Origin of the sequence: Leptospira bourretii, from assembly GCF_004770145.1 — a bacterium.
In the GTDB taxonomy this organism is placed as follows: Bacteria; Spirochaetota; Leptospiria; order Leptospirales; family Leptospiraceae; genus Leptospira_A; species Leptospira_A bourretii.
The window spans coordinates 14,892-39,158 of sequence record NZ_RQFW01000026.1 but is presented as its reverse complement, the minus strand read 5'-3'; the positions used below and the strand labels follow the sequence as shown (position 1 = coordinate 39,158).

The 24,267-nt window shown below is 36.1% G+C and carries 13 protein-coding genes; 9 read left to right on the top strand and 4 right to left on the bottom strand.

Annotated features, from left to right (window positions below; all coding sequences use genetic code 11):
* Positions 1-111 precede the first annotated feature (111 nt).
* The 4 genes from EHQ47_RS19555 to EHQ47_RS19540 form a co-directional block, all read right to left on the bottom strand.
* Positions 112-897 carry a hypothetical protein gene (locus EHQ47_RS19555; RefSeq protein ID WP_135777979.1) on the bottom strand — a complete coding sequence of 262 codons (786 nt, stop codon included), beginning with the start codon at positions 895-897 and terminating at the stop codon, positions 112-114.
* Positions 894-8,261, bottom strand: coding sequence for a TIGR04388 family protein (locus EHQ47_RS19550; protein ID WP_135777978.1), 7,368 nt, complete (start codon positions 8,259-8,261; stop codon positions 894-896). The genes EHQ47_RS19555 and EHQ47_RS19550 overlap by 4 nt, the downstream gene beginning before the upstream one ends.
* Positions 8,262-8,530: 269 nt before the next feature.
* Positions 8,531-9,073 carry a DUF3102 domain-containing protein gene (locus EHQ47_RS19545; RefSeq protein ID WP_135777976.1) on the bottom strand — a complete coding sequence of 181 codons (543 nt, stop codon included), beginning with the start codon at positions 9,071-9,073 and terminating at the stop codon, positions 8,531-8,533.
* Positions 9,070-9,774: a ParA family protein gene (locus EHQ47_RS19540; RefSeq protein WP_135777974.1), complete on the bottom strand. Its 705-nt coding sequence runs from the start codon at positions 9,772-9,774 to the stop codon at positions 9,070-9,072. Before EHQ47_RS19540 ends, EHQ47_RS19545 begins: the two co-directional genes overlap by 4 nt.
* 688 nt (positions 9,775-10,462) lie before the next feature.
* Between EHQ47_RS19540 and EHQ47_RS19535 the strand changes: the two genes are divergently transcribed.
* From EHQ47_RS19535 to EHQ47_RS19490, 9 genes are all read left to right on the top strand, one after another.
* Positions 10,463-11,956, top strand: a complete 1,494-nt coding sequence (locus tag EHQ47_RS19535; protein WP_167483322.1) for a TolC family protein — start codon at positions 10,463-10,465, stop codon at positions 11,954-11,956.
* A gap of 6 nt (positions 11,957-11,962) precedes the next feature.
* Positions 11,963-13,735 carry an Ig-like domain-containing domain gene (locus tag EHQ47_RS19530; protein WP_167483321.1) on the top strand — a complete coding sequence of 591 codons (1,773 nt, stop codon included), beginning with the start codon at positions 11,963-11,965 and terminating at the stop codon, positions 13,733-13,735.
* Positions 13,732-14,340, top strand: a complete 609-nt coding sequence (locus EHQ47_RS19525; protein ID WP_135777968.1) for a hypothetical protein — start codon at positions 13,732-13,734, stop codon at positions 14,338-14,340. Before EHQ47_RS19530 ends, EHQ47_RS19525 begins: the two co-directional genes overlap by 4 nt.
* A gap of 3 nt (positions 14,341-14,343) precedes the next feature.
* Positions 14,344-14,940: a tetratricopeptide repeat protein gene (locus tag EHQ47_RS19520; RefSeq protein WP_135777966.1), complete on the top strand. Its 597-nt coding sequence runs from the start codon at positions 14,344-14,346 to the stop codon at positions 14,938-14,940.
* 67 nt (positions 14,941-15,007) lie between these two features.
* Positions 15,008-15,607, top strand: coding sequence for a hypothetical protein (locus tag EHQ47_RS19515; RefSeq protein ID WP_135777964.1), 600 nt, complete (start codon positions 15,008-15,010; stop codon positions 15,605-15,607).
* Positions 15,604-17,112 (top strand): efflux RND transporter periplasmic adaptor subunit, encoded by a 1,509-nt coding sequence (locus tag EHQ47_RS19510; RefSeq protein ID WP_135777962.1) that lies wholly within the window; start codon positions 15,604-15,606, stop codon positions 17,110-17,112. Before EHQ47_RS19515 ends, EHQ47_RS19510 begins: the two co-directional genes overlap by 4 nt.
* Positions 17,109-20,144 carry an efflux RND transporter permease subunit gene (locus EHQ47_RS19505; RefSeq protein WP_135777960.1) on the top strand — a complete coding sequence of 1,012 codons (3,036 nt, stop codon included), beginning with the start codon at positions 17,109-17,111 and terminating at the stop codon, positions 20,142-20,144. The genes EHQ47_RS19510 and EHQ47_RS19505 overlap by 4 nt, the downstream gene beginning before the upstream one ends.
* Positions 20,137-23,070, top strand: coding sequence for an efflux RND transporter permease subunit (locus EHQ47_RS19500; RefSeq protein WP_135777958.1), 2,934 nt, complete (start codon positions 20,137-20,139; stop codon positions 23,068-23,070). Before EHQ47_RS19505 ends, EHQ47_RS19500 begins: the two co-directional genes overlap by 8 nt.
* 599 nt (positions 23,071-23,669) lie before the next feature.
* On the top strand, positions 23,670-24,224 hold the full coding sequence (locus tag EHQ47_RS19490) for a helix-turn-helix domain-containing protein (protein WP_135777956.1): 555 nt from the start codon (positions 23,670-23,672) through the stop codon (positions 24,222-24,224).
* Positions 24,225-24,267: the final 43 nt, after the last annotated feature.

Sequence of the window (24,267 nt, the reverse complement as noted above, 5' to 3'; positions counted from 1 at the left end):
GACAAATATTTTATTGCTATAAATGGAATCCACTCGAAGAGAAAAGTGGTCGGAGGGTTTTCCGCTTCGATCAGTGGCGCGGGAGAAAGGTGAACTTTCGTTAATCCCTTCTCATTCTTCCTCTTCTGCATCTTGCAGCTCTGGAATGGGACAGTGGTTAATAATCCGGGAAATCTCAATATCCGTAGAATTTCTATTGGGGTTAAATCTCATCGCAATTGTAATTGCATGAGTCCTCTCTTTTGAGTCCTCACTAAGTTTTGGATCTAGATTGTGGACGAAGTCAATTCTATAAGTGAGATTATAATATAGAGGTTCCTTTGTCTCCGGATCAAGAAAAGGATCGAAAGCTTGATAGGCTCTAATTTCGATTTTTTTATACTGAGTTTCAAAGAATTTAGAAAGATTACAAATTCCCTGTTTTTTTTCTAAACTTGCTGAGATAAATGCAACATATTTTTTAATTTCGTCTTCACCGTAATTTTCAATTCGCTTTTCTCCGTAGTCATTTTCTACCAGCTTTAGTAAACCAAATTTTATTGCAATTGCCTCACTTAATTTCGTATCCAACTCATAACTTACGTCTTCATAACTTTTATTCTTAAAATAGCCTTCCAATTTTCTAATATAAGGTACAACACCTAACTTTGCAATTGCACGTGGATCAAGATTGAGTCTTTTAAATAGGTATTCGCTGTTTGTATCTACATTATTTCGAATATAATAAATATTTCCTTCAAGTAACTCCTCCTTGGGTCCTTCCATCCATGTATTTCCATAACCCGGCTTTTCTACTTTTTCAAAATACTTACATTGAACGAAAACCATTAAAACTATTATAAAGGCCTTAAGATTAATTGACATTGCCAACTTTAATTTCCATGTATATTTTCTCATACGTCATATCCTGTACTTACTTTGCTAGCCATTTCTTTCATAAAATAAGCAGGATTAATTCTATATAAAGTTCCATTCCCATTTTTGTCTTTTTCCAGTATGTCATAATATTCTCTCGGAACATCTTTTGGCATTTCGGTTGTTGTTATTTCGATATGAAGGTGTGGGCCAGTCGAACGACCAGTTCCACCTAAGGTTCCAATATTTTGACCAGGTGCAAGCACGGTTCCTTTTGCAATAGGAACTATATTCTCATTTGAGCCCGTGAATGGTGCCTCATTTAAGTGTTTGTAAGAAATATCGTATTTCCCTGCGAAAGGCCCAGATTTGATTTCTGAGGAAATCACAAGAGAATTTCCATTGGGGGAAATTTCAGTACCTGGTTTTATATTTAAACTATTCACCTGCTGGTCAGTTAGTATCACACGATCACTATTTGCAGAACTGTTGATCACAAAATAGGTATCTGTTTTTTTATCATACTGCACCCCTTTCACTTTTAGCTCGGGTGAATTTGGATTCACTTTTGGATCAATTTTCAAAACTTCTTCATGCTTAAGTAAGGTTCCTGTTTTGTCATAAAAATTACCTGATGTTTTATCAAAACTTATACCTGCTTTTTGCAATGCTTCCGATTTTAGGACTTCAATGGAAACTCCATAAGTGATCGACTTGACTTTTCCAGGGAGCATAGATAGGACACTGTCTCCTATTTTACCGTCTACATCAATTCCTTTATGATCATTTCCATAAACAAATTCATCGACTCTAGAAAGGGAAGTACCGTAACCATCTGATCCGTAATGAGAATTTAAAGTTACAGTTCCATCCTTAGTTTTAATCGGCGGAGAAAATTCTCCGTCAATCGCAGGAAGAGCAATTTTTACGGATTTACCATTTTCATCCTTATGACTAACGAAATCGGAATCACCCTCGGTGTATGCCTTGACTCTTGCCAGTTGATTCTCTGCTGTAAGCAGTCGGCTTTCGAATTCGATTATCTGTCTATTTAGTTTATCTATCTTAGCTTTCTCTGGAGATGACTTTGATTTTTCAATTGCTATCTGAGCCTCTAAATCTTTTACAATTTTGCCTATTCCTTCAATTTCACCTTTAAATGAATCACTCATCCGCTTTAGGTAATCGCTCTCTGGTTCCCCCAGCTTTCGACCGAGTCTAAAAGATTGCAAGTTTTCATCTAAAGTCTCAATTCTTTTATTAATCTCAGTTAACTTGCCTTCCAATACTTTTTTCTCAGTCCCAGTTGCCGATTTAAGATTTTTCTCGATTTGAGCTCGCTCAGAATTTTTTACTATTCTCTCATTCGCAATATCTAGTCGAGAGGAAACATGCGTATCAATATAGGCCTGGAATTGAGCTGGATTATTCAATGTTTTACTAAGTTCCAAGGATCTTTGTTCCCGACTCAATGGGTCATCATTGTACTTTTGATTGTCCTTTATAATGACTTCATTGAGTTTTTGGTTTGCTGTTGCAATTAATGCATTCGTATCTGCCGTTAGCTGTTTTTGCTTAAGTGCAATCGATTTGATAGCAGATTCTTTAATAGGCTGAAGTTCCTTTAACGCATCTTTAATAGCAGTTTCTCTGCTTCCTTCTGTCAGAAAATTATCCGTTAAATCACTTTGATTCTTTGGAAGAATACCGTTCCTTTCAATTACAAGTTTCAATCCGTTAAAAAAATTGCGCTCTTCTTTCGATATAAACGGATCTTTCAGAATTTTATCTAGCTCTCCTGGATTGTCTATTAAACGAACTATGTCTTTCTCATTAGAAATTCTTTTTCCAAATTCCGATAGATTTTTAGAATAGTTTTCATTTCTCCTAATATCGGTTTCCAGTTTTGATAGCGTATTTTTTGTTGCTGGATCTATTTCACCCAATTTCGCAACTATATCTTGTTTTGCCTGTAACGTATCTTTCGTAGAGCCGAAGTTACTCTTTTTGTTAACAGCTGAGTCTACTCCGGTTCCTCTTGAATTCGTATCGTTAACCAAAATGATTTCAGAATTATCTCTTCCTTCAATATAATCAGCTGTTCTTGCTTTTATATCATTTTCATATCGATAAATTTCATCATCGCTTGCCTTCCGAATAATAAAATCTCCATCACCGACCATTCGGAAAATTTCACCAGTTGATGGATCTCGGAAAAATTCCGAACCACTATTTCGAGCAGCTTCAATCGCCAATTGTTTATCTAGTAAAAAATTTGGGGTCCCAACCTCACCCTCGGCTACATCCCCACCTTCTCCCTCTCTCCTATACCCAAATAATCCAAGTAGGCTGAAGGCAAGCGAGGTGGCCACTGCTGCTCCGGTTGCCGTATTTTCTGTGTATTGTGCTTCTTTTAGTGCATCTAATCTAGATGCGATTTCCTTTGGGTCAAGGCCCTTCAAACTCTCGGTTGATTCTCTTCCGCTCGCGATCAGTTTTTCTTTCGCTCTTTCATTATCGGCAAGGTTTTCAATGTCCTTATCAGAAATCTTTGTTATATCAATGTATGGTTTGTCTCCAACACTTAACTTTTTATTTAAGTCTTCTAAATATAACTTATCTTTGTTAAACTTTTGTCTATCCTGAGCTTCATTGATGTTTAACATAGCCCAGTCGATCTCTTGCATACTGAACCCAGCAGGACCCATCGAAGCCAAGTTAATACCGTCGTATTGGGCAGTACTCGTCATTCCATAACGATCAAAATTCAGGTTAAGTCCCATTTTGTGAAAGGGACTCGATTCATCAGGCATTGTGTATCCAATACTTCCGGATGCCATCCCCTGTTGGATGTCATAGTTCAGACTCAGGTTAAATCCTTTTCGGTCACCGTCTCCGGCATTTACGTTCATACCTACTTGAGTCGAATTTCCAGAATGAGAAAGCGTTAACTGGGAAAATTCACTCACCGATAAACTTGCATCCAAACTAGTAGCTCCATGTTGGTAGAACCCTACACTTGCATTAGTGGTACTATTTCCAATACCAATCATACCACCGTATCCACGATCCTTATCATAACTAATGCCTAACCCCAGTGCGGAATTGGACAGAATACCCATATTAGGGCCAAAATTGAACACCCCGGAAGTACCCATAACACCTAACACAGCATTTCCTAGACCTGCAACTACTCCATTGATCCCGTTTCTTGTTCCATCTACGACCTGCACTACTCCTCTCACAATAGCAGTGAACAACTTACTTGACTGACTATACAATTCTACGATCTTTGCGGCAATTTGTCCGATCTGCCCTGCCATACTTGCAAATTGACCCGCTAGTGCAGCGATCCCTCCAGGAAGCAAAAGGGTAGCGGCGAGTTTGGCCGTATCGCGGATCGCATCAGCTTGGACTTTTTTGTCTGTTTGCCTTTGTTCATACTTCCCATATTCCTTACGAACTATGGAATTCACTATGTCTTTGTCCCAACCTTGGATACGTGCAATTTCAGTCACCAGTGCTTGTTGTCCTAGCTCTCTAACAATACCTTTATTATCGCCAATCTTCAATACATTCGTTTGGTAGGATAGTCCTGGACCTGACATCCCCCAAAATTGGTTCGCGCCGGCAAGTGCTGCCTTTTCAGCGTAGGTTGTATTCAAATTTCCTGCGTATAATAGGCGATTCCCGTCTTTGAGTGCCGCTGCAAAATCTCGATCCTTCATACCATACGCATTGAAGGCTGTTTTAAATATCCCACCTACTACACCTACAGCTTGGTCTATTGCCCCCCATCTGGCATTGTTCGCTTTTCTAACACGCGCAGCATCTCGAGCTCCGAGGAAATCTGTGCTCTGTTGGCTAACTAATTCCAAAGAGAGGCCAGTACCTTGGGCAATCGCTTTATCCACATAACTTTTGGCCATTGCGCGTTCATTAGCTTTGATTTCTACAATACGATCTTTTCTTGCTGTTGCCTGGTTTAGGCTTTCTTCATACTTCTTCTTCCCCAAAGCCTCCTTGGTCAATGCCATCGATACACCCGTAGCAGTGGTAATTATTGGTCCAATCACAGGCATCTCTGCATATACAGATGAAACAGTAGAAGCATACTTTACACCGAATCTTTCTATACTACCTGCAAGATCATTGACAGAGTAATAATTATCTCTTGCCTTGATTTTGTTCTGTTCCACCCTTCCACGAACAAAGCTAAACGCATCCGTCATCCTCTGCAAATCTTCCATCGTTCCGCCTGTTGCTCGAATAAATACTTCTGCTAAACTAGAGTTAATTTTATCCTCTACCTTGCCTTTTATCGCTGCTTGAATACCCGCCATACCTCCAGTCAGATAAGCAAGCGCTAACTCCTTAAGCATAGACTCTTGGTTTTTTATCCCATCCACAGTGTTCTGGAACTTTTTCTCATTGAATGATTCTATTTTGCGTATTGATGCTACTGCATTTTGGGTTGTTCTGCCTACCGCAACTAAACCCACCTCGTAAAATGACGTTAATTTCTCTGTGGACTGTGTGGAAAAATTCTCCCAATCCTCATGACCCCATGTATCGAATAGATCTTTACCCTTGGGGGCCATTACTGTCTTAACTTGTGCGAGGTTGAATGTACGTGTTTCCAGCTGTGTCCCGTTTGTAAAGGTATCCCCATCTCTATGTGCAATCTGTCCATTGTTAATAACGCGCGTTAATGTCGCTACGTTTGTTTGTTTATCAATTGTGTAATTAAAATCTTTGCGAAGCAGACTTTTACCATTTGTGGTTTTGCAAAGAGATGGATCAACATAGCAACTTCCAAAATCTTCCTTTTCAGCTTGGGTCAAACTCTCATAATCTTTGAAAGTGCCTAAGCGGATTTGTTCAGACTTATCAAGTTTTCTAACTACCTTACCTTCTTTGTATTCATAACCCAAAGAACTTAGTTCAGCTAATCTTCCTTTATGAACTACGTCCGAAAAACAATCGGTATTTGCCCGAGCTTCCTTCTGGCAATTCTCCAAAGCAATTTGGTAACGCGCACCGTTATTTAATTCCTTGAGTATGTTATTGATCGCGGCCTCATCCTTAAGTCCAGTTCCTGAATATTGACCATCCACCATAGTTCCGATCTCTATCGATGAATACTCTATATTCCAGCTATTTTGATTTAGTAACTTCTCCTGTTCTCTAAAAGCTAATTCCTTATTGCTATCATTTACAGAGACCAATTGTGCGTATTGATATATACCTATTGTTGTTCCTTGAATAATAGAACTATACTCTTTTCCACCAATATCCAAAGTTGTATTGACTGTCTTTTGGCTAAATGCGCCTAACAAGGTATAACTGCCACTATTCGACTCACCTGCTTGTAAACGAGTTGTTGCATTCAAAAACGAATCCGCTGGTTGATCGGTGAATGTAAACCCTTGATTTGCTATGGTCTCTAATTTCGCATTAAAACTATCTACTAAATTGCTAAGCCCTGCAGGCTTTACCACTGAGTAATTATTGCTTGTTGAGATTGTTCCTATCTCTGACCTAACATCTGCCGCAACTGTTTTGCCGGATTGTGCATTTGCGCTTAACTCTGACCACTGAAGATAACCATCTCTATACTCTTTTTGTGAATTGGCAATCCATGCTTGTTTCTCAGCCTCTAGAGAAGCTAAGGAAGCCTCATAATCTGCCTGTGCCTTTTCTTTCGCTATCTCTGCTTGCACCTTCCATTCTGTATAAAACTTGTCATAATTTGCAACCTGACCTTCCCAGTTTTGTACTGCGGGTAATATCTCGGTATTGTACTTCCCCACCTGACCTTGCATTGACGAATCTATGCCCTTCCAGTAATTGGCTTGCGATTCGATCACTAAATCTTTTACACTATAAGAAATCGCAAAGGTAACGCTATCCATCTGATGATGATCTACAATACAGCCGATAGGAGTACAGCGCAGCGCAGCCCAGTGGCTCCAAATAGTTTGGTCGGGCACTCCCAAAAAAGCAAAGTTGTTTGCTCCGGCCAACATATTCCCCTCATTACCACTTCGAGCCACATAAGCGATGGGGATCCCTAGAAATTTTGCAGTGTTACTCTCTTGCACATCTCTTGCAAAAGCGTTCGCAAGGTGGATTGTAGTCAGTTCTTTATCTGGACCTAAAAATTCTCGTACTATACTGCTCAACCGTGTATAACTTGAATCATTATTAAAATGGTCTAATTGAAGGGCATATACGAGTCGGAGGATATTTGTCGTATCATTTTCTGTCCCAGTCCACGAACTCGCCCTTGATACATTCGCCCAGTAATCAAATCCGCCATACAATACGGATGACAACAAATTGGATTTTGTTGCATCCGAATAGGCATACCCACTATCATATGCATTGTCCGACAAAGCATACTGAGTAAATGGATTCGTTTGGAGCGATGTTATCCATGGATTGTATTTATTAAATTCCGAATCTGCTTCTATTTGTTGGTCGATTAAAAAATCTCGAACCTGCTGAGAAAATAACGTTAACTCCATAGTTGGGTTAAGGGAATTATCGTTAAGTTTGGGCTTTATCTGATCAACTAAACTCTGCAACTTCCGACCTGCTGTATTTAACTCCCCATTAGCTTGCCTATATACACAACCGTAACGCTCATTACAGGTCTTACCCAACTCCTCTTCAAAATTGGTCAACACAGAACGTATGCTATCTTTGACAAAACTTTTATATTCATTAATTGCATTTAAATTTGCTTGGAACGCTTGGTCATTCGCATCAATTGAATTTATCAAATTCTGATAATTATTTTCTATCGCGGCAAACGATGTCGTAAAATCACTTATACCTTGCTGAAAGTTCTGATTAAAATTTTGAGACCAGGAAATAGCTGCCGTTTGAATTTCACTTTGTAGTCGCTGTGCTTCTTGGTAACTTTTTAGCTGATTGTAGTATTGGGTCATGCCCATACGACTGATATAGGACTCATCTAATTGGCTACTCGTGAGCCTTGTCAAAAACTGCTCCCTATTATTTAGCAAATCCAAGTTTGCCGCCTCCTGCCAATTAGTTAAAGCTACAGACTTTTGTGATTCCAATTCCTTTAACACATAGTCTTTGTATGCGTCTACATCGTTGACACTATCACTAGTAGTTACCGAATTTACATATTCAAAAATTGCCTCGTCCACCTGATCTTCCCAGGAAGCGCGCAGCATATCTTGGTAATAAAGAACCTGCTCATTCCAACTACTCAAATTACCAAAAAAATAAGATCGGCCGTATACTTCTCGCATAAAGTTCGATTCGTACCCTGGAGTATCTAGCTCAGGAATAACGACCTGCGATCTAAGCGAAATCCCAAACAAAATTAATAAAATTAGTAATTTCTTATATTTCGCCAATTGCTGCATGTTAGGTTGTTCCCCTTACGTCCGATTCGCTTTATCTCAACCTAACCTGACTGTGACACAACCATTTTTTATCTTAACTCTTCCCATTCACTGTACACTTTGTAATTACCACCGCTACGATAATGATTCTAACCCAATATTGGTATACGATAACTATGTCGCTTTATTTAGGGACTTTTAGCATCCGATGCTTGCAGGAATGATGATGTGTAAAAAGATAATTGGATTTATGAAATTGGGTGAGGTTTAAGGAATAAATATCCTGAATTTTATAACTTCTTGATTTCTTCCTCTAGCTTTTTGGCTTTCGTTTTTAAATTGGAAACCTTCCCTGTTAACCAATTTCTCACAATCTCTTTTTCGCTTTTTGAAAGCCCCTTCCCTGATCTATAGTCCTTATATATCTCCTTAGGCGGCCTATTTACGATTTTCTCATTATTCGTTTGATTTGACTCTTCAGAAAGTAACTTTAATGCATCTCTTAAATGTAAAACACGTTTTACATTTAAGAGATCTCGATTTTCATACATTCTCATATAATTTGCCGCTGTCGCACGCGAAAAAGGGACGTTCTGCTCAACCCAAGGCAAAAAAGCACCATGCGGAAGACTTGCTTTTTTGTTAATTAGAATCTCCCCAATCATAATAGCACTTTGTATGGCGCGACTCATGTTAGATACCATCGACTGGTGAAGTTCGTTAATCTTGACAACTTCATCGTCTAGATCTTTAGAAGAATGTTGTACTAAATCTTTTTCTCCTGGCCTTTTGCCACCCAAAGAAGATATGAGTTTCGATCTTTCCCTGCTCATAAAACTTCCTTTGTAAGAGATCTTAACTCATCCCAAAGGGGTGAGTTGTCTGGTAATAACTTACCGAGAATTGCAGACTTCCCATAGGCGATGTTCTTTGAAATAATTGATTTAGATATTCTTTCTAAACCAGACTCATAAATACGTTCAGAATCTTTTCTAGACACAATGCAAGGAACTCCAATAGGATCCGGAGATTTCATCTTTCTACAAGCATTTTCAATCAAGGAAAAGCCTTGGAATGTCCATCGAGAGAATCCAAGCGGCGATAAAACTACATTCGAGCAATAGAGAGCTAAAAAAAGTTCATAAGTTAAAGAGGGAGGGGTATCCCAAACAATGAAGTCATATTTCAGCGATTTTATTTCAGATTGGAATCGAATCATTGAACCAGGATCATTAGCCAATTCTACATGTGCTTTTGCTAGTTCAGGAGTTGAAGGAATAATGGCAAGGTTAGCCGAAAAAGACCTAATAGCATCTTTAACATCAACCATACCTAGTAAAACTTGGAAAAGATTGGATTTTTCCAAAGTGTCCAGCCCCTCATCACGGAGAAAAAAATCAGTCAGATTATTATTAGGGTCAGCGTCTATCAGGAGAACTTTTTTTTTAGATTTAGCAAGAAATGCTGCTAAATAGACAGCTAAGGTGGTTTTCCCAACGCCACCCTTCATTGACGCAACGGTGATGATTTTCATATAGTTTCATTTAATTTTTTAGAAACATTCATTCAAGCAAAAAAGGATAATTCAAATTGGCCAAAGAAAGAATCAAAAAAAGTAGAAAGTAAAATACTCGAAATAGATTTTTCATGAATACCAGATCCGCAGAGCACTAAAATACAATCATTCTCAAAAAACCCTGAAATAATTGTTGAGTAATCTAGCTTCATAGCGTTACTGCGAAAATATTTCACCAATGACAGCATAGGCAAGATTTCATTCGAAATTTATAGAATTGTCCAAAAGATCGGTTACCAAGTGCCAAAAGGCAGCTTCCATCAATTTCGATACAGAAAAAGGGTAACCTACTTCAAAAGTAGTAGGGGATTTTTTATACAACTTAGATCTAAACTGGAAATTATATTAACAAACTATTTAGAAAAATCTTAGCTAAATTAAAACATTCTAAATTTATAATTAATCTAATTCAGCCATAAGCCAGATCACTTAATACTTAAAAACATTTTCCGATTTCGCCATATTAGCATACCCTATAACCAAAAGAAGAAATTAACGCCGGAAAATGAAGCCTAGAGCCGTTAAAAACCTGATTTGCTAAAAATCTTTTAATAAACAAACAAATAATAGTAAAAGTATGTTAGGTTATACCGATAGAAAGTTTAAGGAATTTATCTGTGAGTAGTGAGTGGTCCTAAGAAGTAGTTTGTTTTTAATTTTTGTATTAACTTTTGCTACATTAAGAAGTAACCCGGGCACAGCCGATCAGAAAATTTTACTAAATTTCGAGGACGCGGAAGCTATTGGGCTAACAAATAATGTTATACTGGCGACGCTAAAAGATAGAAAAGAAGTGTTCCGAATGCTTATAAAAGAGAAATGGCGAAATTATTTGCCAAAAGTTGCCATTAGTTATTTTGGGTTAAAGAATGCAAATATGAATCAACCGGATACCCAATATAATGATATTAGGTTACAATTAAACCAACTACTATATGATGGCGGAGAGAATGCACTCGAAATTGAATCAGCCAAATTGCAGGAACTTTTAAACCAGGAAGACTGGAAAATTGTTAAGGATAAAACTGTCCTCGAGGTTCGGAGATATGCATTAAAATATTTAGCATTTGAGCTTAAGCATAAAATAAATCGAAAATATAGCGAAAAAATGCAACTTAGTATAACTGCAGCTAATGAAGAGAAAAGTAAAGGATTCATTACAGACCTCCAATTTTTGGAACTTCAAACTAAGGTGAGAGAATTTGACTTAAGTCTGGTCAAAAGTAAGTCCCAATCAAACATTGCTCACCTTGATTTACTCAAATCAATGAATATGCCAATCGAGACCCAAATAATATTTAAGAATTCAATCGTACAAGATTTCGAAATAATACCACCTAACGAAAAATTACTATCCGAAGATTTTATTTTCCAAAAGCCTGAAATTAAAAAATCACGTTTGGCGATAGAAAATTTAAGAACAAGGGCGGAGATTGTAGAAAACTATTGGAAACCCAAAGTAGTTTTCGGGAGTTATTATGGTCAAAACACAAATAGCCCCTTACCCGTTGCAAATGAAGTTTATGGATTTAATATTTCGCTCCAGGCCCAACTTGGCAGCAGTACAACCCAATCCGCTGCTAACTATGGCGTACAAACAGATGGAACAGGTATACAAAGAATACCTGGTTATGGACCTCAATTTGTCGGGAAAGGGGAGAATGCTTTTAATAGCTCTACCGTGAACCTATTCGATGACTTAAGCTATTCTCGGAAAATTTACGAAGGAAAAATAGCTTTATCAGATGCAATACGCAATAAACAGTTGTTAGAGGTTACTGTTCGTGCCGACATTCATAAAAGTTACGAAAAACTAGATGAAGCTTGGGAAGTTATTAGAGTAATGAATTCAAAAGTAGCTCTCAATCGGGAAATCACCAAAACAGTGAAAAGCCGATACGCGAAAGGCTTTGCAAAAAAAATAGACATATTAAGCGCTGAGTATGACCTTCTAAAATCTTACGAAGAATTATTAAATTCATTAATGAACTATATAGACCTATCATTTGAAATGGCCTTTATTTTGGGCACTCCTTTTGAAAATCTAGAGTTAGTTAAAATAAGGCAAGGGAAAGGGAATTCGTTCATAAAAGAAAATTTTGATACAGACCTGACGGATTTGGCTGTAGGTATAAATTAAATGATAATGCAGAAATGGGTATTTCGGAAAAAAATTCTAACTTTTTTGATTGTTGGATCTTCAATTCTAATAAATATTTTATGTAATAAATCGAATATAACGCCAGATAAATTTTTGACTTTCCTCGGTGATAACTCACCAAAAGTGGTGGCAGCTTTTCCAGGAATGGGAGATAAAAATTTACCTAAAAATCAATCCATTTCCTTATTTTTTAATCAGCCAATGAATATCACTTCATGTATTCAGAGTTTTTCAGTTTCTCCACAAATTCAAGGTTTCTTCGATTTCACTGATATTAGCCTAAAATTTACTCCTTCAAATCAACTCAATTATGGCTCTTATACTTACAATCTAACAAAAAATTGCGAGTCTGTTTCAGGTACTGACATTAAAGATATTTTTTCTGCTAGTTTCACAGTCGGTGAAGCTGCACAAGCAGGTCAATACCCAGAAGTAATCGCAATCAACGTTAATACAGGGGCAATTGCTGATTGTAATGCAAATGCTGGTCCAAAAAAAAATATAATATCGGATGTGGTAAACGATGCATGCATGGGGTCACCGAATATCAATCCAATAGAAATAGTTTTTTCGAAGCCGATGGATCGCGTTTCTGTTCAGAATGGTATAAATCTATCTCCGTCCGTTCCGTTTAACATTCAGTGGTTGTCTGATAGCAGAATTATACTCAATCCTGATTCCGCTTTTGTTGCAAGATCCAGGATCAGCGTCCAACTTACTAGTACTATCCAAGATTCAAATGGTATACGCCTTATCTCTCCAATAAGTTCAAGCTTCTATGTAGGTACATTGAATCTATTACCGACAATAACATCCATTCAACTTGCCACAGGAACATTGGCAGACTGTATTGCAGGAGCAGGAATACTGTCAGATATTGTCGCAACAACTGTCACGAATGCTTGTTTAGGAAATTCTATTACGACCCCAATAACAATTCAATTTTCCCGTCCGATGAGTCAGGCTCAAACATTAGCCGGCTTTTCTATTTCACCTAACCTGACAGGCACTTTCCTTTGGTCTGGAGGAGACCAAATTTTGACATTCACACCAGATGCAAAATTCACTTTTGGTGTTAGATATACCATTTCCGTTAATACGATAGCTACTTCAAGTGATCGCATTCCTTTCGATCAAAACACATCCTATAGCTTTGTTGCTGGTGGGGCCATTACTGATGCACCCATAGTTCAAGCAATTGGAGTTGCTTCCCAAGGCTGTTCGAATTCTTTCCCAGGAGTAGGGCAAGCTTTAGGTGGCAATTGGTTAGCTGCCAATTGTTTTTGGGATAGTAGCTTGCCAGTACTTGGACCAAATGCTTATCAATTTAGGGGAGGGGATACCGGAAATGGTGGAAGCGGAAGTTCTCTTTCTTGCTTAGATGTGAATACAGATAATTTTAGAATTATTTTCTCAAAGTATATGAATATATCAGCTACAATCAATGCGATTCGCCTCCAAAGAACTTCACCACCTGGAACGGTAATTCAATTAGCAAGCTGGAATTGGGCTGATTGCCAAGCTGTCTATCCATATGGCTGCCGTGTCGTAACTCTTTCTTATTCAGAACTTGAATCTTCATGTAACGACACAATGGCTTTTGGAGATGCCTCAACATCAGGCGATTTTAATTTGTCACGAACGGATAATATGCCTGCAGGATACCCTTTTTATATGATCACAATTGATACTGGAGCCAAAGACACCAACAATATTCCGCTAAGCTCGACTTTTCAATTTGGTATGGAGGGCAAATGAAAGTAATTTTACTTTTAATCAGTTTATTAGTCACGGTTTCTTGTAAGTCTACCCATCTTGAACCAAAAACTGTATTGGTAAAACAAAATTCAGAGACAATTTTAATACTACCAATTGAAACAAGGAATATATATATAATCCCTCAATTAGGTAAGGATGTACAAGACCTAGTATCACTTCATTTGATTGAGAAAGGCTTTCAAGTTAATTTTGTAAGTGATCTTGGACTATTTAAGATTAAACCAGAAAGTTTTGACCAAAAATCCCCAATCAATTCAAGTAACCCAATTTCGGGTGAGTTTAGAACTGTTTCTGACAATATACAGATTTTGTTATCAAAAAGCGAGTTGAGAAATTACATATCATCTAATGATATCCGATACATATTACAAACTTCTGTGTCGATTTATTCGAATGAGTCTATAAGAGAGCCAAGTAGCAGTATAATGATATTTATAAAACTATTTGATGCAAATGGCTCTGTAGTCTCGATGTCCACATTCACTGCATATAACTTAGAATTATCAGAAATTTATAAAGGAACATTTATGCAAAAGAGTGTAAGTTCTCTAGTATACGACATTACCAACAAGTTGGCGAGGTAAAAAATGAATAGAGTTCTATTCGCTCTACTTTCACTAAGTTTCATCGTTTATTTCTCTTGCAATGAAGCACCGAAAAACCCTTTACTGAATGAGGCAGAACAAGCTTTTGTATTTGGTGATTTGAAAAATGCAGAGTTAAAAATAAATAAAATTTTAAACGATGAATCGGATAACCAAAAAGCGATTTTTCTGCGAGCAAAAATCCTTTTTTACACCGGCCGTATTTCTGAGGCACGAAGTAATTTAGCTTCTTTGGATGAAGAAACACTTTCGAAAACTGAAGTAACTTTATTAAAGTCCAGAATCAATTTGGCACTTAATCAGAAACAAACAGAAACTATTGAAGATTTAACTTCAATTATAAAAAATGAACCGTTGAATCTAGATGCTTTGTTATTACGAGGGAAGCTTTACGAAATAACAGGGAAGATACCGGAAGCAATTCGTGATTTTCAAACAGTGATTCAGCAAACAGAAAAAATACGAATAGCACATATATCTATGGCAAATGTATATACAAAAGCAAAATTAATAGAAAAAGCAAACTATCATACACTGCATGCAAAAAATTTAGAGAAAAAAGGTACTCCAAGTGAATAAACAATTCCTATCTAAGTCTTATTTCAAAAATCTCATAGACCTGCTAATTAAAGCCAGAACCACCAACATGAGTGAAATAATCAGCAACCCAAAAAACTTTACCAATCTAGTTGTTTATGCAACAAGCGTTTGGATGATTGCATATTTTTTCGTTTATATGATCTTCTTCTTATTAAGCTTTAATTACTATGCAGATCTCAATCGCGGAATATTGGCAAAACTTCAGTCCCAGAATATAACAGGCATACCCACAATAATTAACACTTACCCATGGAATTTAACATATATTTATGCATTTTTCTTTATTTGGGTAACATTCATTTCTGGCCTAAGTTATGCAATAGCAAGGTTATTGGAAGAAGCATACATTCCTTTCATACGCCACCTAAAAGTAACTTTATTAGCCTCGATTTCCGCTTTCATTCCTATGATTGTCTTGATACCGTATCACTCAATTTTTGCCACTTTCGAAAATTCGAATTTACTCACGCTCTCATTTTCATTAGCTTTTTGGATTTTCATTTTACTTGTTTCTCTTATCACCTCTTCAAGAGTTTTCTCAAGGCTAAATTTACTTTTTGGTCTTGTAGGGAAACGTTCGACGGTCGTTTGGGTTCTTTCTTATATTTTGATTTTTTATTTTTTCGTTGGTTTGGTTAGAAATTGAATTTTGCTACGTTAAAAAAGATATATGCAAGTCTGTCTAAAATTCCTTTTTTCTCAAAAATTGTAATTAGTGGCGTAACATATTTACTTATCATACTGGCTTATACCAATTTAACCTGGGTGGAACTTCGCACTAAAGTTCCATTTGCAACTCGGATCTTCTATGTTAAGTCACTATCAATTAAAAATCGAATCAGCTCTTTCAATGCCGAGGGGAATAGTGATGAAAGTGAGACTTCAATTCCTGTTACGATAGTAAAAATTGAAAAACAAAATTTATCGCCATCATTGTTCTTTGCTGCTATTGTTGATCCAGTAGAAAAAGTTGACCTATTTTCAAAAGTCGGAGGAAGACTCGAAAAGATTCACGTCAAAGAAGGGGAAACAATAAAAATCGGACAAAAAATTGCAAAATTGGATAGCCTATCGTTTGAAATAGATCTACTCAAACTGAATGCAAATTTAGAATCAGCTCGAGCTTCTTATTCATTAAGTAAAACGAAATATCAGAATGCCAGAAGAAATATCGAAATACGTTTTGCGGAAGAAGAAAAACGGCTACAAAATATTGAAAAAGCAGAACTCGAATTCCAAAGAATTGCAACTATACACGAAAAGAAAGAAAGCTTATATAACTCAGGGGTGATAGCTGAAGAGGAGTTTTTAACTACGAAACAAGAGTATAATCTACGAAAACTTGCCAAAGAAACAGCAAAAAAAGAATTAGAAATTGTTCAAATTGGTATCCGTGACCAAGATATAACGGCAGAAGGAATCCCCCTACCGTCAAAAAGAAGTGAAAAAATTGAGCTATGGAAGGATCTCAATACACGTCTTGAAAAGGCAGAAATGGAAGTGGCTGAAAAGAATGTCAATGCAGCAAAAGCTAATATAGAATCTGTTGAAGTTTTAATCCGCGAATCAACTTTGATTTCTCCTATCAACGGAATAGTCTATAGAATTAATAGAAATGTCGGCGAGTTAATAAACGCTGGTGCAAATGCTGGAAATCCAATCGTAAATCTTGTATCAACATCTGAATTAAATGTAATATTTAATGCAAATGAAGTAGAACTTGGCTCGATCATACCAGGCCAAAAAGCAATTATCACGTCTGACTCATTCGTAAATCGAAGTTTTAAAGGGACTGTCTTATTTTCAAGTCCGGTTTTAGATCAAAGAACTCATAGTGCAGAGATTAAAATTAGGTTAGAAAAAACAAAAGATTTAAAGCCTGGTATGTATGTTAAAGCGGAAATATTATCTGGAAAGAAAGAAGATTTTTACCTAATACCAGAAACTGCAGCCATTCCTTATCAAGAAAAGTTTATTGAAATATTTCAATTTAATGAAGGAAGAGCTTTTAAAAAACGTATAGAATCAGCTCAGAAATCGAATGGATTTTATATGGTAAGGGATGGTATATCCGATGATGACTATATCATCTTATCGCCATTAAATCAATTGTACGAAGGAGTAAAAGTTACCCCAGCGTTCAATAAATGAAATTCGTAGTACAACTAATTTTAAAAAGAAAAATGCTAGTAGGGATGTTCTACGCAGCATTTATTCTCTTTGGAATAATCCGAGCCTTTTCAATACCCGTTAGCCTTTTCCCAAAAATCGATTTTCCTCGTTTAACTGTAATTACAGCATACAACAATGCTTCTTCTGCAGAAGTTGATAATTTGGTTACAAAGAGAATCTCTGAATCCTTAGGTACAACACAGAAACTAGAAAGACTTGAAGCAGAATCTAGAGAAGGCTATTCTTTCATCCATCTAACTTTTAAAAATGGAACCGATTTAGCACTCATATCAATGGAAATTAGAGAGAAATTGGACTTCATAAAAGACTCTTTACCATTCGACACCGAAAAGCCAATTATATCAAAATTCGACCCAAACAGTAAACCACTAATGCAAATTGCCTTCTCATCGAAAGGAAGACTCGATCAAGATAATCTTAGGGCTTTTTTATTAGAGAATGCAAAGTTTTATTTTGATCGACTTGATGGCGTAGCTTTAACTCAGATTATAGGAGGAAAACAAAAAAGAATAAGCATAATCATCGACCCTTTAAAGCTTTCCGCATACGGGGTTCAACCAGAAGAATTAGACCACTTAGTAAAGATTAGCAATAAAAATTACCCTGCAGGACAGCTATCCGTTGGCAAAAAAGAATTACTGATTAGGGCCGTAGGCGAATTTCAAAATCTAGAACATTTGTCAAATCTCGTAGTCTCATTCAAGCCAGGCTCAGGAGTTATCAAATTAGGGGATATCTCCCATCTCGCTGAAGAGTTTGATGAAAAAACTGGATTTGCTCGGCTAAATGGAAAAGAATCTGTTTTGTTAAATATATACAAAGAGCCAGGAAAAAATTCTGTATCTATCTCAGAAGAAATCAAAAAAAGTTTAGCTGAATTAGAGAAATCTCTCGGAAGAGATTTAGATTTTGAAATCATCTATAATGAATCGGATTTTATCGAAAACTCAATATCAAGTTTATTACAAAATCTTTTTATTGGAGCATCTTTAGCATTTACTATTTTGCTAATCTTGATGCGCAATGTTTATTCACCTTCTATTCTAATTCTTACTATTCCTGTTACATTATTTTTAAGCTTCTTTGTTTTTTATACTTTTGGAATTGGCTTTAATATTATGAGTTTAGGTGGTCTCGCTCTTGGGATAGGACTGCTTTTCGACTCAAGCAATGTTGTACTATCTGCGATAGAAAGAAGAATCAAAGAAAATGAAGGGTTAGAAAATGCAATATCCGATGGAGTGGCAGAGGTTTTCGAATCAATCTTAACTGCGACAGCTACTTCAGTTATCGTTTTTTTACCAATAGGTTTTCTCAAAAGTTTACTCGGATTGGTTTTCTCTGAAATGGCTCTTGCCATTTCGATTACTCTTATTATAAGTTTTTTTGTATCTTGCACTTTCGTTCCACTCATAGTTTCAGTTCTGTACAAAAAGCGGAACTTAAATAGTATTCAAAGTCCTGGCATCGTCGATGTTATAGCAAACAATTACTCAACGTATTTAAATTCCTTTCTTGATAAGCCTTTAAAAACTGTAACTACGGTTGTAATTTTGCTTATCATAAGCTTTTCTCTTATTCCTCATTTAAAATACGAATTCTTCCCCGAAATACATTCTGGTATTTATAATGTTTCAATATCAGCACCAGCTGGTACGAACCTTTCTTTGCTTGATGAAACTGTATTACAATTTGAAAAAAAACTTAAGATCGAATATCCAACTGAAATCACTGTAACAAAAGGAGGAATTGAAAAAGAATTAATTAAATGGGATTCCGAAGAAAGTTCTAAATCTAATTTCGCAGAAATAAAACTAATCGGCCACCAACCAAATACTTTCAAAAATATAAAAGATGTAGTAACAAAGATTCCTTTGAAAGATGGTTACACAGTTTTGCTTAGCGAGGAATCATCAGGCCTCGAGAAATTACTTTTTAGATCTGGAAATGAAAATAGTATCCTTTTACTATCAGGCATGAAAGATACTCTTGCATATTTTGCGAATTCACTTAAATTTTCTTTTAAAGAAAAAGTTATTACGGATTTCGATCAAATTTCGGAAGAATATTGGATAGATTTTGATCAAGAAAAAATGGCTAAATTTGGTTTCACATCCGAGGCTGTAGCAAGTTTCATTAAAATCGCTCTAAAAGGTATTGAAACTTCAGATATGAATTTTGGAAATCAATCATTAAAATTAATGATTCGAATGGACAAAAGCAAAGCAGATACAATTGAAAAGCTTTCATTTCTTCGCTTAAAAAGCCCAAGTGGGGACTTTATCCCCCTAAAAGAAATCTGTACAATACGCCTTACAAAAGGTGAACACATAATACGAAGATTTTCAAACCTATATGCTACAAAAGTTAGGGTCCCCCTCGGAGAAAATCGAGAACATATAGAAAAAGATGTTAAGAAAAAAATTAGAACCAATAGAGAACTTTTTTTGAAAAAGGACGGTGATTCTGAAGATTTAAATGAATCTTTAGAAGAAGTATTAATAGCTTTTCTTTTCGCAGCCTCGTTAATTTTCATGCTACTCTCAGGTATATTTGAATCTTATAGATCAGCAACAATTGTTATGTTATCAATTCCTCTAATTTTCATCGGAGTTTTTCCATCTCTATTTATAAGTTCGATGTCTTTAAACATTAGTTCATTTATGGGTTTCATATTAGTAATTGGAGTTGTTGTAGATAATTCTGTCTTATACTTTGAGTATTATCATTTTTACCTAGAAACATTCAAAGACAATAAAAAAGCACTCTTGGCGGCTGGCAAAACAATTATCCGGCCCATACTGATGAACAATAGCACAACCATTCTTGGAATGGTACCGGTCCTATTCAGCTTTAGTTCTGGATCCGAATTTCAAGCTCCATTAGCATTGGTCGTAGTTTCAGGACTACTCTCCTCTTTACTCTTGTCATTATTCGTTATACCTGCATCAATTTATTTTTTACCTATCGAACAAAAGAAAAATGCTTAATGCGATAACTAAGTCAATTCCCAGAAGGCCTATTCTATATTTAATGATAGTTTTAGGACTTTCTGTTTTTGGAGTTATGTCCATACCTAGCATTAATTTCAGATCCGTAACCAAATCTAATAATTCTACTATTGCAATTGAAATCTCTGCCTATGGTTATGACCCATATAAAGTAGAAAAGCTCTTAACGAAACCCATAGAAGACGGTTTGTCCACTGTTAATGGTATACGCGAAATACGATCAATATCAGAGCAAGGGAAAGCAATGATATTTGTTAAACTCAGTGAAGCCAATAACATTGAAAGAAAAATATTATCTATCCAGGATTCAATCGAAGTTTCATCTGTAGATTTCCCGGCGAACGTTCATAAACCCATAATACACAAATATGACCCAAACAAACAACCCTACATGGTTATTTCGTTTCAGGCAGAAAACTTAAAATTAAATGAATTAAGAGATATAATTGAAAAGAAAATAAAAAAGAAAATTGAATCCGTGGATGGCGTAAGCCAAGCAATTGTTGCCGGAGGTAGCTTAATAGAAATTGAAGTTGGTTGCGACCCGAGAAAACTAGAGGCATACCATATAAGTATTAGAGACATCGTAAACCGAATTCAAGATATCCACAGAAGTTACACACTTGGGAAAATAACAAGAGGAAATAAAGACCACAACACTTCAGTAAAAGAAAGATTTAAAAACATCGATGAATTGAATAATATTTCGTTTTACTCTTTTCGCTCCGAAAAGGATGTAAAACTCAGCAATATCGCCCTTATCCAATCAAAGGAAAGAGAAGATTCTACAACTGCACGATTCAATGGAATTGAAAGAGTAAGTATTTTCGTTTACTCTGCTTCCGAAATGAATTCTCTTCACATCTCCGAAAAGACTAGAGATATCCTAAAAAGTGAACTACCGAATAATATCCGCTTTGAAGTTACACAAGATGAAGGAGAATATCTGAAAGATATTTATATATCTACAGCAGTAGCGTTCTTTTATTTACTTCTTTTTTCAATCGGAGTGAATTTACGCAAGAAAACCAATTACTACAATTTAATTGTCTTATGGTCAACTTGGGTCTCAACAATACTTATATTCTCGCTAATAATGAAAATACTTCAGATTGATTTAAGTTACTTTATCTCATTAGGAGTATTTAGCGGTATATTAACCACCATTGCTTATCAAAAAAAAATAACAATTAACCAAAGAGCCAATATCTTCTCAATCTCGCTATTATTAGCTATCTATTTATTAGACTTTACTTACAGGAACAATTTACTTGAGTTTATTTCTTTTTTTCATTTGACAGTATTATTTTATCCATATATTTCACAAATTTTAAAATCAAACTTCTCGGGAAATGGCAATGTATCAATCAATACAACATTTCTTTTTAGATTACGGCAAAAGCTTGTTCTCAAATATTTTGATACTTCACTAAAATGGATAACAAAAAAAACGGATTTTGTTGATTTCAATATCTACGTTTATCCGCTTGCACTAATATTTTTAACGATCCTAGGATTATTTCAAGCAGGCAAAAGCGAAATTGCTCTCAGCTCAAATATTGATCGCCAAGAACTAATCGCATTTTTAGAATTCCCATCAGGAACATCCTTCGAACATACGAATTCCATAAGCAAAACAATAGAAGATAAAGTATCTAAAATAGAGGCGATTTCCGATGTAGTCAGTAAAGTTGACCCGGCCCACTCAGTTTTCTTTATTCATTTAAAAGAAGGCTTAGTTGCAGACGCTGAATTTCTCAACAAAATCAGATCCGAAATCGGCTCTGTTGAAGATGGATATTTGTTTTTTGCAACGAATGAAGATTCAAAATATTTTCAAGAGATCGAAGTTGATATCATTGGAAATGACGATCGAGTATTAGAAGAATTAGCAAATAGATTAGCTTCCCGTATTCGATTGAATGATGAAGTAGCGGAAGCAGTATTAAAATTTAAATCTGCTCGAGATGAAATCCGATTATTCCCAAAATATCTTGAGCTAGCTGGTTCAAAAGTTCAATTTTCAGAGGTTGGTGATCAGCTGCAACTAGCAATTCAAGGTGGGGTAGCTGCAAAGATTACTACAGAGGAAAAAGAAATCGACATCCGCGTTAGGTATCTCAAAGATTTCAGGAGTTCTATTGATAGTTTAAAGGAAATTAGAGTTAAAAATAAAGATGGAGATTTCCTTCCATTAGAAAGCCTTTTGAGTGGTATTGAAGCTAAGGTACCACTCAAGCTTTATCACAAAAACAAAAATAGAATAGTAAGTATTTCCATAAAGTTAAACGAACTTGGCTCCTCAGCTCGAAACCGAATATATGAATTCCTTGAAAAATTCCCTCTTCCGGATGATTATCACTGGGAATCTGATCAGTATTTAGAAGATATCCCTGCTAGTAATACACAAAGGTATATGATTTATTTATTCCCTATATTGTTGTATATAGCCTTATTCCCTCTTGGAAACAATATCTCTTCGCATATATCAGAATTAGTATTTCTAATAAGTACGTGGTTTTTTATAATATTCCTATTAGGTTTTTTATTCCCAGGGCCTCTTCCATTGATTGGATTCATTGGCATTATTTTTGGTATAATTCAATTTTTTAACATATCAAAACTATTTGATAAACATCGATTTAGGATTATTTCAATTTTGTTTATTTTCACTTTACTCCTGCTATTTACAGGAGGTGTTTATTCTTATGTGTATTATCTATTCTCACTTTATAGCTTTGCCTCCCTGGGTCTATTTGAAATCGGCAAGCGAATATCAAACAAATGGGAAAACCAAAATGAGGTAAAGCTTTATGATTTTATTATTAAGGAGTTAAAAAGAATAAATTATTATGATACCGTTAAAAGAGTTATTGAATTAATTCCAAAACGAAAGAAAGCCTAAGAATATTATGAAAATTGATATTTGCATTAAAAAAAGACCGCAGAATTTCTATATACGCCCGCTAAGAAATACATTTTGCCTTTCCTAATCCAGACTTTTAATTTTCAAGATAAGTAAAAAAAAGCTTGTACTTGCTGATATACTGAAAACTACTAGAGTATAGCCCATAACGGGTTAAGTCAATCGCCCTGGAAGGTGTGGTAGCCGACCAGGGCACATTTACCTGCTTCTCCAACACGCCTCAATTACCACAAATGTGGACCACCTTGATCCTGTTCAAAATACCTGATTTATGTCTCTTTTACTTATTGACAGTTTATCGACATAGGTACATTTGGGGATCGTTCGGTTAACACTGCCGAGCACGGCTCTACCACAAAGCCGTTATGACTTAACTCGGAATTCATAAAAAAGTTCCGAAGGGACGTTCGAAAGAACTTTCCAATTCTCTGAAATTTTACTTTGACCGAAGGTTTGTTTCGTTTTTAAAAACCGAAGTCCGGTAGAGTAGGGGAGATATACCCAAAAGGTATATTGGCATAGAAACGACCAGATGCTCATAGCCGGAGTCAGTGTTCATTTGGAAGAAGGAACCTAAAATGAAAACTAACCGAACAGGAATTTGGATTCCTAGGGAAATTGAATGCCTTGAGGATTTGAGTGTTTCTGAAAAGTATCTACTTTCGGAAATTCGATCGTTAACATTGGCGAAAGGGTGTTTTGCTTCCAATGCATATTTTGCCAAACTGCTTGGGAAAAAACCAGATACTATCTCTCGTATGATTTCCAAACTAAAGAAACGAAATTATATTTCGCAACTTTCCTTCGATGGAAGGAGGCGAGAATTATCTTACCGCCTAGGAAATATTTCCCAAGCGGTAGTGGAAGAAAAACCGATTGCTCCCATCCAAAAATCCAAGGCAGAATCGGAAGTTGCAGCAGTTCCCTTTGTACTAAGTACAACAAAAGTACATAATATAAGTACAAAGAGTCCTTTGGATGTTTGGAAGGAGTTTTTGCAATGGACGAATGAACTGGCACCGACAACTCGCATTCGGATCCAATCGGCTACCGGACCAGAGAGTTTGGGAAAACAAGATCGTATCTTTTGGGAGAATTTTAAGGTTCGATTAAGGCCTATGTTTGGAAGTTAGGCTTATGAGACACAAACAGGTAATCAAATCGGAGAGGGAGTAT

What these genes read in the sequence shown, in the direction of transcription:
- EHQ47_RS19530 (WP_167483321.1), top strand. Translation starts at nt 11,963, where the DNA reads ATGCAGAAATGGGTATTTCGGAAAAAAATTCTAACTTTTTTGATTGTT.
- EHQ47_RS19520 (WP_135777966.1), top strand. Translation starts at nt 14,344, where the DNA reads ATGAATAGAGTTCTATTCGCTCTACTTTCACTAAGTTTCATCGTTTAT.
- EHQ47_RS19545 (WP_135777976.1), bottom strand. Translation starts at nt 9,073, where the DNA reads ATGAGCAGGGAAAGATCGAAACTCATATCTTCTTTGGGTGGCAAAAGG.
- EHQ47_RS19555 (WP_135777979.1), bottom strand. Translation starts at nt 897, where the DNA reads ATGAGAAAATATACATGGAAATTAAAGTTGGCAATGTCAATTAATCTT.
- EHQ47_RS19515 (WP_135777964.1), top strand. Translation starts at nt 15,008, where the DNA reads ATGAGTGAAATAATCAGCAACCCAAAAAACTTTACCAATCTAGTTGTT.
- EHQ47_RS19505 (WP_135777960.1), top strand. Translation starts at nt 17,109, where the DNA reads ATGAAATTCGTAGTACAACTAATTTTAAAAAGAAAAATGCTAGTAGGG.
- EHQ47_RS19525 (WP_135777968.1), top strand. Translation starts at nt 13,732, where the DNA reads ATGAAAGTAATTTTACTTTTAATCAGTTTATTAGTCACGGTTTCTTGT.
- EHQ47_RS19490 (WP_135777956.1), top strand. Translation starts at nt 23,670, where the DNA reads ATGAAAACTAACCGAACAGGAATTTGGATTCCTAGGGAAATTGAATGC.
- EHQ47_RS19500 (WP_135777958.1), top strand. Translation starts at nt 20,137, where the DNA reads ATGCTTAATGCGATAACTAAGTCAATTCCCAGAAGGCCTATTCTATAT.
- EHQ47_RS19540 (WP_135777974.1), bottom strand. Translation starts at nt 9,774, where the DNA reads ATGAAAATCATCACCGTTGCGTCAATGAAGGGTGGCGTTGGGAAAACC.
- EHQ47_RS19550 (WP_135777978.1), bottom strand. Translation starts at nt 8,261, where the DNA reads ATGCAGCAATTGGCGAAATATAAGAAATTACTAATTTTATTAATTTTG.